The organism is Ewingella sp. C233 (assembly GCF_055407225.1).
Genome location: NZ_JBUZRI010000007.1, coordinates 76,524 through 89,770 on the forward strand (window position 1 = coordinate 76,524; position 13,247 = coordinate 89,770).

The 13,247-nt window shown below is 50.9% G+C and carries 15 protein-coding genes; 6 read left to right on the forward strand and 9 right to left on the reverse strand.

The genetic code is table 11. The features are described from left to right. Positions 1–9: 9 nt before the first annotated feature. Entirely contained in the window at positions 10–1,023 is a 1,014-nt protein-coding gene (locus ACZRKO_RS21290) for a glycosyltransferase family 9 protein (protein ID WP_463739237.1), read from the reverse strand. A gap of 391 nt (positions 1,024–1,414) precedes the next feature. On the opposite strand from ACZRKO_RS21290, the gene waaA reads away from it, so the two are divergent. From waaA to coaD, 3 genes are read left to right on the forward strand one after another with little or no spacing between them, the layout of a single operon-like run. Beyond that, positions 1,415–2,689: a lipid IV(A) 3-deoxy-D-manno-octulosonic acid transferase gene (waaA, locus tag ACZRKO_RS21295; RefSeq protein WP_463739281.1), complete on the forward strand. Its 1,275-nt coding sequence runs from the start codon at positions 1,415–1,417 to the stop codon at positions 2,687–2,689. Further along, positions 2,689–3,459, forward strand: coding sequence for a glycosyltransferase family 2 protein (locus ACZRKO_RS21300; RefSeq protein WP_463739238.1), 771 nt, complete (start codon positions 2,689–2,691; stop codon positions 3,457–3,459). The genes waaA and ACZRKO_RS21300 overlap by 1 nt, the downstream gene beginning before the upstream one ends. 6 nt (positions 3,460–3,465) lie before the next feature. After that, positions 3,466–3,951 carry a pantetheine-phosphate adenylyltransferase gene (coaD, locus tag ACZRKO_RS21305; protein WP_463739239.1) on the forward strand — a complete coding sequence of 162 codons (486 nt, stop codon included), beginning with the start codon at positions 3,466–3,468 and terminating at the stop codon, positions 3,949–3,951. 2 nt (positions 3,952–3,953) lie between these two features. On the opposite strand, the gene mutM is transcribed toward coaD, so the two are convergent. The 4 genes from mutM to radC form a co-directional block, all read right to left on the reverse strand. Continuing rightward, positions 3,954–4,763: a bifunctional DNA-formamidopyrimidine glycosylase/DNA-(apurinic or apyrimidinic site) lyase gene (gene mutM / locus ACZRKO_RS21310; protein WP_463739240.1), complete on the reverse strand. Its 810-nt coding sequence runs from the start codon at positions 4,761–4,763 to the stop codon at positions 3,954–3,956. A 126-nt stretch (positions 4,764–4,889) separates the two neighbouring features. Next, positions 4,890–5,057: a 50S ribosomal protein L33 gene (gene rpmG, locus ACZRKO_RS21315; protein ID WP_004392084.1), complete on the reverse strand. Its 168-nt coding sequence runs from the start codon at positions 5,055–5,057 to the stop codon at positions 4,890–4,892. Between the two features lie 11 nt (positions 5,058–5,068). Further along, the gene (gene rpmB / locus ACZRKO_RS21320; protein WP_004953342.1) at positions 5,069–5,305 is read right to left on the reverse strand and encodes a 50S ribosomal protein L28; all 237 of its coding nucleotides are present in this window, start codon (positions 5,303–5,305) and stop codon (positions 5,069–5,071) included. A 267-nt stretch (positions 5,306–5,572) separates the two neighbouring features. Further along, complete coding sequence (radC, locus tag ACZRKO_RS21325) at positions 5,573–6,277, reverse strand: RadC family protein (RefSeq protein WP_463739241.1); 705 nt, start codon at positions 6,275–6,277, stop codon at positions 5,573–5,575. 154 nt (positions 6,278–6,431) lie between these two features. Here radC and coaBC point away from each other — a divergent pair, with 154 nt between their 5' ends. The 3 genes from coaBC (at position 6,432) to slmA (ending at position 8,905) form a co-directional block, all read left to right on the forward strand. Further along, entirely contained in the window at positions 6,432–7,649 is a 1,218-nt protein-coding gene (coaBC, locus tag ACZRKO_RS21330; RefSeq protein WP_463739242.1) for a bifunctional phosphopantothenoylcysteine decarboxylase/phosphopantothenate--cysteine ligase CoaBC, read from the forward strand. Next, positions 7,627–8,085, forward strand: coding sequence for a dUTP diphosphatase (gene dut, locus ACZRKO_RS21335; RefSeq protein ID WP_463739243.1), 459 nt, complete (start codon positions 7,627–7,629; stop codon positions 8,083–8,085). Before coaBC ends, dut begins: the two co-directional genes overlap by 23 nt. Positions 8,086–8,308: 223 nt before the next feature. Further along, entirely contained in the window at positions 8,309–8,905 is a 597-nt protein-coding gene (gene slmA / locus ACZRKO_RS21340) for a nucleoid occlusion factor SlmA (RefSeq protein ID WP_463739244.1), read from the forward strand. Positions 8,906–8,961: 56 nt separating this feature from the next. Here the strand turns inward: slmA and ACZRKO_RS21345 are convergent, their stop codons facing one another. From ACZRKO_RS21345 to rph, 4 genes are all read right to left on the reverse strand, one after another. After that, entirely contained in the window at positions 8,962–9,495 is a 534-nt protein-coding gene (locus tag ACZRKO_RS21345) for a GDYXXLXY domain-containing protein (RefSeq protein ID WP_463739245.1), read from the reverse strand. Further along, positions 9,485–11,689, reverse strand: a complete 2,205-nt coding sequence (locus tag ACZRKO_RS21350; protein WP_463739246.1) for a DUF4401 domain-containing protein — start codon at positions 11,687–11,689, stop codon at positions 9,485–9,487. Before ACZRKO_RS21350 ends, ACZRKO_RS21345 begins: the two co-directional genes overlap by 11 nt. A 45-nt stretch (positions 11,690–11,734) precedes the next feature. Further along, positions 11,735–12,376 (reverse strand): orotate phosphoribosyltransferase, encoded by a 642-nt coding sequence (gene pyrE / locus ACZRKO_RS21355; RefSeq protein ID WP_463739247.1) that lies wholly within the window; start codon positions 12,374–12,376, stop codon positions 11,735–11,737. A gap of 86 nt (positions 12,377–12,462) precedes the next feature. Next, on the reverse strand, positions 12,463–13,179 hold the full coding sequence (rph, locus tag ACZRKO_RS21360; protein WP_140474799.1) for a ribonuclease PH: 717 nt from the start codon (positions 13,177–13,179) through the stop codon (positions 12,463–12,465). Positions 13,180–13,247: the final 68 nt, after the last annotated feature.

Genomic DNA, 13,247 nt, shown 5'->3' on the forward strand with positions numbered 1-13,247 from the left:
GCCTTTTCTTTATTTCATTTCCACAAGTGATTGCCAAACCTCATCGACCGAAACATCCATACATTCTCCGCTCGGCGTTTGCATTATCTTATATTTACCTGACCACGGGTGCCATGCATCACTGTCAGTGTCGCCAAAAAAGACCACCAGATTTTTTTGCAATGCCGACGCCAAATGCATTTGTCCGCCATCGCTGCAAAGTATCGTGCTGCATTGTGCAAAACCGCCAAGGAGCTCACGTACCGAACCTGTGGGATAAAGTGCAACCCGGTCATTAGAACATAATTTTATCAATTGCTCAGCGCGAGCCTGATCGCCAATATCGTCTGGTGATAATGTCCCTTGTGGTGACCAGAAAATTAAAACGCCACTATTATTTCCGGCGGTTAGGCGCTGGATAATTTCGGCATAATTCTCAAGAGACCAACGCCGCTTAGGGCTACGGCTACTGATATGCACCCCATAAATAGGACCGCAATGTGGCAATAACCTTGCACATTTTTGTTGTGCGAAGACGAGTTCATCTGGACCGGGAAAAACCTTAACTGCAGGAATAGAAATATTGTCCTGAGTGATCGATTTCAAATAACTAAATGTTTTCTCGACCTGATGTTTACCTGAAAAACTTGCAGGGAAATAGGGGTGCGTGATTTTTTTATTAGCTAAATCTGCACCTACAATATTCTTCACGCCTGCTAATCTTGCCATTCTAAGACTATAATTACAGGGTTCCGGGTTCGCAAGAATAGCCACATCAAATCGAATCGATCTTAATTTCATAAATATCGCTGCACGTTGCAGATAGACCCCGAGAGCAGTCTGATTTTTTGCCCGATGTTTGGATTTCTTATAAACGTAGGTACGGTAAATAAAAGGGTTGTGCTTAACAACATCCTGACTGACTGAATTAATCAACAAATGAATATTTGCGGCAGGATAGGCTTTTTTGATACCTTCGATCAACGGCGTGGTACAGACTAAATCGCCAATATTATCTCGCCGAATAATCAATATGTTTTTCATTATAACCCTATCAAAATTATCATTATTTTCTCATCGCTATCTCAGATAGTGATGTAAGACTCCCTCCCTCCCTCATTCGAATTGTACTATCCTTGATTAACTTAATAAAGCATACGGGCAGGTTAAGGTTTGGATAAGAATGTCCCCAAAAATTGCTCACTCTGTCGATTGGTATTCAAAATTGCGCGCAATTGATGGCTCACTTTTTCACCATCACCCCTCTGCCACGCCCCCCTATTTCCAGCCATTATTGAAACCTGCCGGTTTTCACTCACATGCTTAACGTGACTGCGTCTGCCCATCGGACCGGGTATGTACAAGACACTGTTAGACATGGCAGGTCTAAAAACTTAGAATCCTAGTTCTACTCTAGATTATTACGGATGTTATGTTGCAAACGCTGTATACCGTACTGATATACCTTATTCAGCCCCTTATCTGGATCCGTTTACTTTTACGTAGCCGAAAATCACCCGCCTACCGTAAACGCTGGGCTGAACGCTATGGCTTTTGCAAAGGCAAAGTCGTTCCTGGCGGTATCATGCTGCATTCCGTTTCGGTTGGCGAAACACTGGCAGCGATTCCGTTGGTGCGCGCGTTACGTCATCGCTATCCCTCATTACCCATTACCGTGACCACCATGACACCAACGGGCTCTGAGCGCGTTCAGTCAGCTTTCGGAAAAGATGTGCACCATGTTTATCTGCCTTATGATCTGGTCGGCTCGGTCAACCGCTTCCTCGATCAGGTTAATCCCAAACTCGTCATTATTATGGAAACTGAGCTGTGGCCTAATCTGATCAGCGCATTACATAAACGCGAAATCCCTTTAGTGATCGCCAATGCGCGCCTGTCTGAACGCTCCGCGAAAGGGTATAAAAAACTTGGCGAATTCATCCGTAAAATTTTGCAGCGCATCACGCTAATTGCTGCGCAGAATGAAGAGGATGGTGCCCGCTTCATTTCACTCGGTCTTAAGCGCAATCAACTGGCGGTCACGGGCAGCCTGAAGTTTGATATTTCTGTTACGCCAGAGCTTGCAGCCAAAGCCATTGCCTTGCGCAGCCAATGGGCTTCCCGGCGTCAGGTCTGGATTGCGACCAGCACCCATGATGGCGAAGAGACACTCCTGCTTGAAGCACATAAAACGCTGCTGAGATCCTACCCGAATTTATTGCTGATTCTGGTGCCTCGCCACCCGGAGCGTTTCGCTGTGGCCCGCGAATTAACGCAAAAAGCAGGCCTCACCTATATTCAACGCAGTACCGGTGAAGTCCCCTCAGCTGCTACGCAGGTAGTGATCGGCGACACCATGGGTGAGCTGATGCTTCTTTATGGTATTGCCGATCTGGCATTTGTGGGTGGAAGCCTGGTGGAGCGCGGAGGGCATAACCCTCTCGAAGCAGCCGCTCATGCCATCCCGGTGCTGATGGGGCCGCATACCATTAACTTCAAAGATATTTGCGCAAAACTGGCGCAGGCCGATGGGCTGATCACTGTCACGGATACCACATCACTGGTAAAAGAAATTACCACGTTGCTGACTGACGAAGACTACCGACTCTATTATGGCCGCCATGCCGTCGAAGTACTTCGCCAGAATCAGGGCGCCTTACAACGTCTGCTGCACTTGCTGGAGCCTTATCTGCCGCAACGGAGCCACTGATGAACGATAAAAAACGCCTTTCGGTAGTGTTGATCACCCGCAACGAAGCTGATCTGCTGACCGATTGTCTGAACTCAGTTTCCTGGGCCGATGAAATTATCGTGCTGGACTCCGGCAGTACCGATGCAACAAAAGAGATAGCAGAACAGTTTGGCGCGAAGTTTTACCAAAACCTCGACTGGCAAGGCTTTGGAAAACAACGACAACTCGCACAACGCTATGCGACGGGTGACGTGATTTTGATGATCGATGCCGACGAGCGTGTCTCACCGCAACTGCGTCAGTCGATAGAATCTGCCTTACCCTCTGTCGATCCCCACACCGTTTACAGCCTGGGTCGGCTCAATTTGTTCCTGGGACGCTTTATGCGCCACAGTGGCTGGTACCCAGATCGCGTTAACCGGCTGTACAGCGCCGCCCATTTTCACTTCAACGATGATCTGGTTCATGAGTCTCTGGAAACCGGCCACGCTAATGTCATTGCCCTCAAAGGCGACCTGCAACACCTTACTTGCCGTAACTTCTTCGATTTTCAACGTAAACAGCTTAATTATGCTGAAGCCTGGGCACAACAGCGCCATCAGCAAGGCCGTCGTTGTAGCTTCTCTTCTATTATCAGCCATACTTTGGGCGCATTTTTTAAAACCTGGGTGCTACGGGCGGGTTTTCTCGACGGGAAACAAGGTTTGATTCTGGCAGGGGTCAACGCGCAGTATACCTTTAATAAATATGCCGCCCTGTGGGCGCTGAGTCACCAACTGCAGAAGTGAGCCACCATGAGCACTAAGGCGATTTATCCCGGCACATTCGACCCAATGACCAATGGTCATCTGGATTTGGTTACCCGTGCGGCGTTGATGTTCGATCACGTGATTCTGGCGATCGCCGCAAGCCCAAGTAAAAAGCCCCTGTTTACGCTGGATGAGCGCGTTGTGCTGGCAACAGCTGCCATCTCTCATCTCAAGAACGTTGAAGTTATCGGCTTTAGCGATCTTATGGCGACCTTTGCCAAAGACCATAATGCGACCGTACTGGTCCGGGGCTTACGGGCAGTGTCTGATTTTGAATATGAGATGCAATTGGCGAATATGAACCGGCATCTGATGCCTACGCTGGAAAGCGTGTTCATGATGCCATCAAAAGAGTGGTCGTTTATCTCTTCATCACTGGTGAAGGAAGTGGCGCGTCACGGCGGTGATATCACACCCTTCCTCCCCGACAATATCACGCAGGCCCTGCTGAAGAAAATAGCCGAAGGCTAAGCTCAGCGCTGGCACTGCGGACAGAAGAATGTGGTTCGCTGAGCCTGTTTCAGGCTGAGTATCGGCGTACCACACGCCCTGCAGGGTTCTCCGGCGCGCCCATACACCTGTAATTCCTGCGCAAAATATCCCGGCTTACCATCAGTTTGCAGAAAATCACGCAGCGTCGTGCCGCCCTGCTCAATCGAGCGCAAAAGCACCGCTTTGATAGTCACAACAAGCAATGACACTTCATCATCTGTCAGGCTATTGGTAGGCCGCTCAGGGGAGATACCGGCGACAAACAGCGATTCACTGGCATAAATATTCCCCACCCCAACGACGATTTTGTTGTCCATCAACCAGGGCTTCACCGGCGATTTTTTGCTGCGCGATTTCTCAAAAAGATAATCAGCCGAGAAATCCTCGCTCAGCGGTTCAGGCCCAAGATGGGCAAGTACGCTGCTCGCTTCTAAATCCTCACACCACAGCCAAGCACCAAAACGACGTGGGTCGGTATAACGCAGTACATAGCCGCTCTCCATAACCAAGTCAACGTGATCGTGTTTCCCCGCCTCGGTCTCTTCACGCAGCATCCGCAAGCTGCCAGACATCCCAAGATGGATGATGATCCACCCTGTCTTCAATTCGATAAGCAGATACTTCGCCCGCCGCTGAACGCTGAGCACAGGCTGATCGCTGAGCCCCATGATTTCCAGTGAAACCGGCCAGCGGAGACGGGAATTACGCACAATGGCATGAACGATGGTATGCCCGGCAAGGTAAGGCTCAATACCTCTTCGGCTGGTTTCCACTTCTGGCAATTCAGGCATGGTTTCTCCTACAAAACGGCAAAACAGGCGTGCGGGGTAAACCGCGGCAATACCCAAGAATACGGATACTCAGAAAACAGGCAATAAAAAACCCGGCCGGAGCCGGGTTTTATTAATCCACTAAAATTACTTAATTTTAGCTTCTTTATAGATCACATGTTGACGGACAACTGGATCGAACTTCTTCAGTTCCAGTTTTTCCGGCTTAGTGCGCTTGTTCTTCGTAGTGGTATAGAAGTGACCAGTACCAGCAGAAGAAACCAGCTTGATCTTCTCGCGAACACCTTTAGCCATGATTCAGTTCCTTAATACTTCTCACCGCGGGTACGCAGATCGGCCAAGACCGTCTCAATACCCTTCTTATCAATAACACGCATACCTTTAGCAGATACGCGCAGAGTTACAAAGCGCTTCTCAGCCTCAACCCAAAAACGGTGTGAGTGCAGGTTTGGCAGAAAACGGCGTTTGGTCGCGTTCATTGCGTGGGAACGGTTGTTACCGCTCACCGGGCGCTTGCCAGTAACTTGGCAGACTCGGGACATGTCTATATCTCCAAAAATCAAATCAGCTCGAGCTTCGTATAGGGTATGGCCGCCTCGTCAGGCTTTTAGAGCCCATCTCAGCAAACTCCACTGAGAACCGACTCACTGTCGTCGGGTAAAAAACCAATTCATCAGGTATGAAACCTGCTGAGATAGGCTCTTAACGCCAAACCCAAGATTCTCAAAGGTGGCGTAGTATACGCTCTGTAGCGTAAGTGCTCAAGTCCCGAACAGCTAAAGATCCTCAAGGATCTTCAAAAAAGAACTCTATATCCAACCGCGCTCGGCAAAAGAGACCGTTTCTCCGTGACCTATGACTAAATGGTCAAGTACACGAATACCCAACAGTTGGCAGGCTTTTATTATCTGCTCGGTCACCCGAATGTCCATTGCGCTGGGTTCAGACACGCCGGACGGGTGATTATGCGCCAGAATGACAGCTGCCGCATTAACCTTCAGCGCCTCGCGAACAATTTCGCGTGGATGAATTTCTACGCTGCTAATGGTACCAGCAAACATCTCCTCATGGCGAATAACGCGGTGTTGATTGTCGAGAAAAAGTACCAAAAACACCTCCCTTTCGCGGTAAGCGAGAATATTTTGCAGGTATTCCTCGATTATTGCCGGGCTCAGCAGCGCACTTTCACTGGAAAGACGACAGGCATGGCACCGTCGTGACAACTCTGACACCGCAGACAGTTGCACATATTTCACTATGCCAAGGCCTTTTACGGCATTGGCGTCCTCAAACTCTGCAGACATAAGGCGGTACAACGAGCCAAAGTGATCGAGCATATTCTCGGCCAGTTTCATTACATTGACGCCCCGCCCTCCCGTACGTAAGAAGATGGCTAACAACTCAATGTCAGTTAGCGCCCGTGCACCGAATTTTAGTAGTTTCTCTCTTGGGGCAAGTTCTCCTTGCCAGATATCCCTATTTTTTTCCACATGCGCTCCTTGTTGCGGCCACATACTGGCACACCCTGCCGTCCGTGCATTTGTCGTTTTTCATCCTTGCGAGGCATCGCGCAAAAAATTAATTATCAACCATCGGACCGCGCCAGATGCTGTCATCAATCGGCGTTATGCTAAAATGTCGCTTCTTTCGGCTTAGAATCGGACAATCATGATGACGGGGATCTCCGGCAAACATATTGTGCTCGGTGTCAGCGGCGGTATCGCTGCTTATAAAGCACCTGAGCTGGTACGCCGCTTACGCGACAGGGGCGCTGATGTGCGGGTAGTGATGACCAGCGCGGCGAAATCCTTTATTACTCCGCTCAGCTTGCAGGCGGTGTCCGGCTATCCGGTGTCCGATGACCTGCTCGACCCTGCGGCCGAAGCGGCCATGGGACACATCGAGCTGGGCAAGTGGGCCGATCTGGTACTAATTGCACCGGCAACCGCAGATTTACTTGCCCGCATGGCTGCAGGTATGGCTAACGATTTGCTGACAACCGTTTGTCTGGCAACCGCCGCCCCGATTGCCGTCGTTCCCGCGATGAATCAACAGATGTACCGGGCTGTGGCCACGCAGGAAAATCTGCAACGCCTGGCCCAGCGAGGAACACTGTTATGGGGACCGGACAGCGGCAGTCAGGCCTGTGGTGATGTAGGCCCTGGCCGAATGCTCGATCCCTTAGTCATTGTGGACATGGCGAATGAGTATTTTGCTCCACGCCGCGACCTGGCTCATCTGAACATTATGGTCACGGCAGGTCCAACTCGTGAAGCACTGGATCCGGTAAGATTCATCACTAACCACAGTTCGGGGAAAATGGGATTTGCTGTTGCCAAAGCGGCCGCCGATCGGGGTGCTCATGTGACGCTGATTGCCGGCCCGGTAACACAACCGACACCCGCCAATGTCACAAGGATAGACGTTGAAAGTGCACTCGACATGCAGCGTGCGGTGCAAGCCAGTATCACGTCCCAGCAGATTTTTATCTCCTGCGCGGCGGTGGCTGATTATCGTGCAGAAGTCATTGCCAATGAGAAAATCAAAAAGCAAGGCGATGAAATCACACTGAAATTAGTTAAAAACCCTGACATTGTGGCTGCCGTCGGTGCAATGAAAAGCCATCGCCCCTACGTTGTCGGGTTTGCTGCCGAAACCCAGAATGTGGAAGAATACGCACGGCAAAAACGGATTCGTAAAAATCTGGACCTGATTTGCGCTAACGACGTTTCCCTTGCAGGGCATGGTTTCAATGGTGATACCAATGCGTTGCAGCTCTTTTGGCAGGATGGAGAGGCTGTTTTACCGCTTAGCGATAAAACTCTCCTTGGCCAACGTTTACTCGATGAGATAGTCAGCCGTTATGATGAAAAAAATAGACATTAAGATTCTCGATCCGCGTATCGGTTCGACTTTTCCATTACCAGCTTATGCCACTCCAGGTTCAGCCGGGCTTGATCTGCGTGCCTGCCTTGATGCAGCCGTTGAATTAAAACCGGGCGAAACAAACCTGCTGCCAACGGGTCTGGCTATTCACATCGGTGATGCTAATCTGGCAGCGGTTATTTTACCGCGCTCGGGTCTCGGTCATAAACATGGTGTAGTGTTAGGTAATCTGGTGGGTCTGATTGACTCGGATTATCAAGGCCAGCTAATGGTGTCAGTGTGGAACCGCGGCCAGACAACATTCATTATTGAGCCAGGCGAACGTATTGCCCAAATGGTCTTCGTGCCGGTTGTTCAGGCCGAATTCAATCTGGTTGAAGACTTTGAAAGCAGCGAACGTGGCGAAGGTGGCTTTGGCCATTCAGGACGCCAATAAGAACCTGTTCAGCACCGCGCGATAGTCACGGTACTGAACAGATCCTTATCACTACCAGTCCACATTGTAATACCCACTCTATTCATGTTGCTGATAGCTGCCGCACCGGCGGCTTCTGTTACGAAGGGTATTGAACTAATAAGCCGCAGGATCTCTGAGATTCATGCGGCAAGCGTGTGGGCTCTTATGTTTTAAGCCGTTTTTAGCAAGGGTCTATTAAGACATGGCAGAAAAAGAAACTACCAAAAGGAACCGGCGTGAGGAGATTTTGCAGGTATTAGCGCAAATGCTCCAATCCAGCGATGGGAGCCAGAGGATCACTACGGCAAAGCTTGCCGCCAATGTTGGGGTCTCTGAAGCTGCACTTTACCGTCATTTTCCCAGTAAAACGCGGATGTTCGACAGCTTAATTGAGTTTATCGAAGACAGTTTGATCACCCGTATTAATCTGATTCTGCAAGATGAGAAAGATACGCTGAACAGACTTCGTCTGATCCTGCTGCTCATTCTTGGCTTTGCGGAACGCAATCCTGGCCTGACCCGAATCATGACCGGGCACGCATTGATGTTTGAACAGGACAGGCTTCAGGGACGCATCAATCAGTTGTTTGAACGCATTGAGGTGCAACTCAGGCAAGTACTGCGGGAAAAGAAACTGCGTGAAGGCAGCGGTTATACCTACGATGAAACACTGCTGGCAAGCCAGTTGCTGGCTTATTGTGAAGGTATGCTCTCTCGATTTGTCAGATCAGAATTTAAATACCGCCCGACGCAAGATTTCGATACCCGTTGGCCGCTGATAGCAGCTCAGTTGCAGTAAATCGTTGCAATGTACTACCGAGAAAAAAGGGCCTTCTGGCCCTTTTCTTTTTATGTTCAGGGAAGAATACGTTGCCCTTGTGCATCCAGCAGATAAGTCAGCAATGCCGTCCCTTCCGTGTCGACCCGAAACTCCCCATAGCGCGCCCCGGCAAAACGTTCGGCATGCCCTTCCTGAAAGAAATAGCTCGGCGTGCCAATATTAAGTCCGCTGGCAGACAAGTGATATTTCATCACCATCTCCTGCGGCTGTAATGGCTGTCCTTTATCAAAGTCCGCACGCACTGCGCGACGCTGTGCATCCAGCGCCACAATGATTTTCCCGTTGGCAGGCAAACACGCCGTGCCGGGATCCTGACAGGCATTACTTTGCTCATACAACTGCTGCTGAAGTGGGCGGGTAATGGCATAACTCAGCGCCATATAATCCCCCTGCATCAGCGAACGTGGATCAACAGGTGCCAGTTCTAAAATCACCACAGCTCCATTTTTAAGCAACTGTTCTTTTTGATAAATCGACACGTTGGTGGCAATCAACACGAACAGCACTACGCCGCCAGCGAGCCACTTCAACAGAGGCTTAGTTCGCATAAGTCGCTCCCGTGCCAGCTGGCAGCAGTTTCTTCGCCACAAAGGCCAACCCCAAAAGGATAACGCCGGTGACCAGCAGCAGCAGTGATTTTTGCAATAAGGTCACGTTGAGGAAATAGTACCAGTCGGTGAGGTAGAGCATCAGGAAGCAACCGGAGGTCACCAGCCATCCTTTACTTCCCAGATAACGGGCCACCAACAACAGCGCCAGCCCGAAGCCGATACCCGGTGCAAAAATGGCCATTACCGCGCAGATAATGGCTGCTGGCAGATAAATCGCCGTTGCGGGTGAACGGAAGGCACCCACCTGAACCAACCCGCAGCCAAATAATCCGGCGGCGATGCCAAAGCCCATAACGGCAGGAAGATAAGCCGTCACCGTGTTGTCCCAGATAAATTCGTCAACAAAATTGGAGTGGACACCGGCAAGACACAGCAGCATCAGGGCTGTCGGAATTCCGTACATAAGGCAAGCCACTACCTCCCGGTTAACGCTCTCCTGACGGCAGATAATCCACAGCCATAGCGCAACAATGCAGGCCACCAGCAACGATAATAGGCCGACAGCCAGGCGGGGTGTGAGATACAAACTGGCGCTGTAACCCGATGACAAAACCGTAACGAGAATAAACGCAGTGACCGCCATAAAACGGTACATGCGATTTGGCATGAAAAGCCCCATCAGTGCCAGCACCGGCAGGAACCAGAATGAGCGGAGTACAAAACTTTCGTCCCACCGCGGATCAATCAGTAAATAGACGCCCAGACATAGTCCGCAGGTGGCGGCGATGGCCCAGGCCAAACCAATGTGCTGTATGCCAATACCCTTAGCCCGTAAAAAAACGCCAGCCAGAGCAGCGATCAGCAATGAGGGGATAATCAACGTAGTACCGGTCAGCGAGTCCAATAAATCAGTGGTATACAGCATCAGAGCCAGCAGCAACAGAATGATCAGCGCCGCTGCCCAGCCGCCCGCGGCTAACACCGCGCGCAGATACCAAGGTAGATCATCCGAGTGATCGCGCTGCTGAATATCAGATACCTGTTCATCGTTGAGAAGTTGATGGTGGCGAAGTTTACCCAGCAGGCCGTCAATCTCGCTGGGCGTGATATCAGCCACTTGCCGTGGGTACAATTTACGCCGCCAATGCAACAACACAGCGCCACCACCTGCAAGCCATAACGCGATTAAGCATCCCGCAGCAAAAAGCGTTCCGACGTCCCAGGAACGGTCAAACAGCTGCATGATCACGGCGCAACCGACAAGCATGACGCTTATTACGCCCAGCGTGAGCACACATAAATCCGGGCGCCGGTAGTGATAATAAAAATATCCGGCCAACAAGGTCACGGCCCAGATTAGCAGGGATATTTTACTGCCGTACTCACTGCCCCAATATGAGACGGCTTCGGCAGCGGCAGGGGTGATTGTCATCAGCAGGTAGGCCGCCATCGCCCGTGGCATCCAGCGGCGTGCCCACCAGCTATGCGATTCTTTTCTTGCCGCCCGTTCAGATAACGCTTCGCGCAGGATCAGTAACATCCCCTGAATGGCGAAATAGGCGTAAAGCGTGGTATCAGCCAGCCATGAGAAATGCGTCAGCATGACATCATCAAACAGAGATACCACACGGCTGGCGTAATAGAGCTGGAAGGCCAGATTGGCGATGACCCAGGTGCAGAACCACAGGGCATTCTGACGGCCAATCAGTGCCAGTGGCAGAAGAACCAGCGTCCATGCGCGAAACAGCTCCCAGCTATCGGCACCGGTCTGATAAATCTGCCCATATAACGCAAACAACCCGCCAAAACTTAACCCCAGAGCCAACAGCGCCACACGGGAAACACCGTCATACCATCGCCACCAGACCACAACGGCCAACGCAATAATCAGCAATTCCACCGACGCAAACTTCACCATCTTCGGCATACTGGCCCAGTTCCAGGCGACAAAAAATATGACGCCCGCTACCAGTGCCAGAAATCCCAGCAGGGAAAGAAACAGCGTAAGGAATCTTCGCCAGACGGGGATGTCAGGGCGTACGCCGCAAAAGATAAGGATTTGCTGAAAAACCGCCGGCGATAACCGGCTGTTTTCCGTAGATGGAGAGTCCACGAGTGAGGAGAGAGAGCGGCAAAGATGTTCTGCCGCCCCCGACGGCATGACACCCTTCTTATGCGACGACAGATCCATACTGACTTCCTTGCAGATTTAAGGGGACGATTCAGAGATGAGAAATCAGACGCCGTATTTTTGCTGATAAGCACGAACTGCCGCCAGATGATCGGCCATTTCGGTTTTCTCTTCCAGATAAGCAATCAGGTCAGCCAAGGTAATAATCGAGATAACCTGACAGTGGTAATCACGTTCGACTTCCTGAATCGCAGAGATATCAGCACGCCCGCGCTCCTGACGATCAAGAGAAATTAGCACTCCTGACAAGGTTGCCTGGTGGTTTGCGATGATCTCCATTGACTCACGGATAGCCGTACCGGCAGTGATCACATCATCTACCAGCATGACTCGACCTTGCAACGGGCTACCTACCAGCAATCCGCCCTCTCCGTGATCTTTGGCCTCTTTGCGATTGAAACAATAAGGGACATCCCGGTCATGATGCTCAGCCAGCGCGACAGCCGTCGTTGTGGCAATCGGAATACCTTTATAAGCCGGACCGAAGAGTAAATCGAAATCAATTTTAGAGTCCATCAAGGCTTCGGCATAAAAACGTCCCAGTAATGCCAGGTCACGTCCTGTATTGAACAAGCCAGCGTTGAAGAAGTAAGGGCTGATACGGCCAGACTTCAACGTAAACTCGCCAAATTTCAAAACCTGTTTGTTCAGGGCGAACTCGATAAACTGGCGCTGATAAGCTTTCATGGGTGTACTTCCTCTCTAAACTGTTCTCATCCGACATCGTCGACCCGCAGGCCATAAAAAAGGCGACTCATGAGTCGCCTTAAAAACTATTCAGCCAGCGCCGCTTTCTGCGCTGCAAAGATAGTGTTGATTCCCTCTCGTGCGAGAGACAACAAACTCAGTAACTCTTCATGGCTGAACGGCTCGCCCTCTGCAGTACCCTGCACTTCGATCATGCGGCCGTCTTCCATCATCACCACGTTCATGTCGGTTTCTGCAGCAGAATCTTCAACGTATTCGAGGTCACAAAGCGCTTCGCCTTTCACGATACCCACGGAAACTGCGGCCACCAGACCTTTCATCGGGTTAGCTTTCAGTTTACCGGCGGCAACCAGTTTGTTGAGCGCGTCGGCTAAAGCAACACAGGCACCGGAAATTGACGCGGTGCGGGTACCGCCATCGGCCTGCAGAACATCACAGTCGAGGGTGATAGTGAATTCACCGAGCTTTTTCAAATCTACTGCGGCACGCAGGGAGCGGGCGATCAGACGCTGGATCTCCAGTGTACGGCCACCTTGTTTGCCTTTTGCGGCTTCGCGGAAATTACGGGTGTGCGTTGAGCGGGGTAACATGCCGTATTCGGCAGTGATCCAACCCTGACCCTGGCCTTTCAGAAAGCGCGGAACACCCTCTTCAACCGTGGCGGTGCAAAGCACTTTGGTGTCACCAAATTCCACTAAAACTGAGCCTTCGGCATGTTTGGTATAGTTACGGGTCAGTGTCAGGGGGCGCACCTGTTGTGCATTTCGGCCTGCTGGACGCATGGGTTGATCTCCGGGTCGCGATTCATGTTTGGCTGCGCATTATACGGGCTTCATCAGGTAATGCCTAT

Excerpts from the sequence above, each read along its gene's own strand:
- ACZRKO_RS21290 (WP_463739237.1), bottom strand. The coding sequence starts at position 1,023 with ATGAAAAACATATTGATTATTCGGCGAGATAATATTGGCGATTTAGTC.
- ACZRKO_RS21300 (WP_463739238.1), top strand. The coding sequence starts at position 2,689 with ATGAACGATAAAAAACGCCTTTCGGTAGTGTTGATCACCCGCAACGAA.
- coaD (WP_463739239.1), top strand. The coding sequence starts at position 3,466 with ATGAGCACTAAGGCGATTTATCCCGGCACATTCGACCCAATGACCAAT.
- mutM (WP_463739240.1), bottom strand. The coding sequence starts at position 4,763 with ATGCCTGAATTGCCAGAAGTGGAAACCAGCCGAAGAGGTATTGAGCCT.
- rpmG (WP_004392084.1), bottom strand. The coding sequence starts at position 5,057 with ATGGCTAAAGGTGTTCGCGAGAAGATCAAGCTGGTTTCTTCTGCTGGT.
- rpmB (WP_004953342.1), bottom strand. The coding sequence starts at position 5,305 with ATGTCCCGAGTCTGCCAAGTTACTGGCAAGCGCCCGGTGAGCGGTAAC.
- radC (WP_463739241.1), bottom strand. The coding sequence starts at position 6,277 with ATGTGGCCGCAACAAGGAGCGCATGTGGAAAAAAATAGGGATATCTGG.
- coaBC (WP_463739242.1), top strand. The coding sequence starts at position 6,432 with ATGATGACGGGGATCTCCGGCAAACATATTGTGCTCGGTGTCAGCGGC.
- dut (WP_463739243.1), top strand. The coding sequence starts at position 7,627 with ATGATGAAAAAAATAGACATTAAGATTCTCGATCCGCGTATCGGTTCG.
- slmA (WP_463739244.1), top strand. The coding sequence starts at position 8,309 with ATGGCAGAAAAAGAAACTACCAAAAGGAACCGGCGTGAGGAGATTTTG.
- ACZRKO_RS21345 (WP_463739245.1), bottom strand. The coding sequence starts at position 9,495 with ATGCGAACTAAGCCTCTGTTGAAGTGGCTCGCTGGCGGCGTAGTGCTG.
- ACZRKO_RS21350 (WP_463739246.1), bottom strand. The coding sequence starts at position 11,689 with ATGGATCTGTCGTCGCATAAGAAGGGTGTCATGCCGTCGGGGGCGGCA.
- pyrE (WP_463739247.1), bottom strand. The coding sequence starts at position 12,376 with ATGAAAGCTTATCAGCGCCAGTTTATCGAGTTCGCCCTGAACAAACAG.
- rph (WP_140474799.1), bottom strand. The coding sequence starts at position 13,179 with ATGCGTCCAGCAGGCCGAAATGCACAACAGGTGCGCCCCCTGACACTG.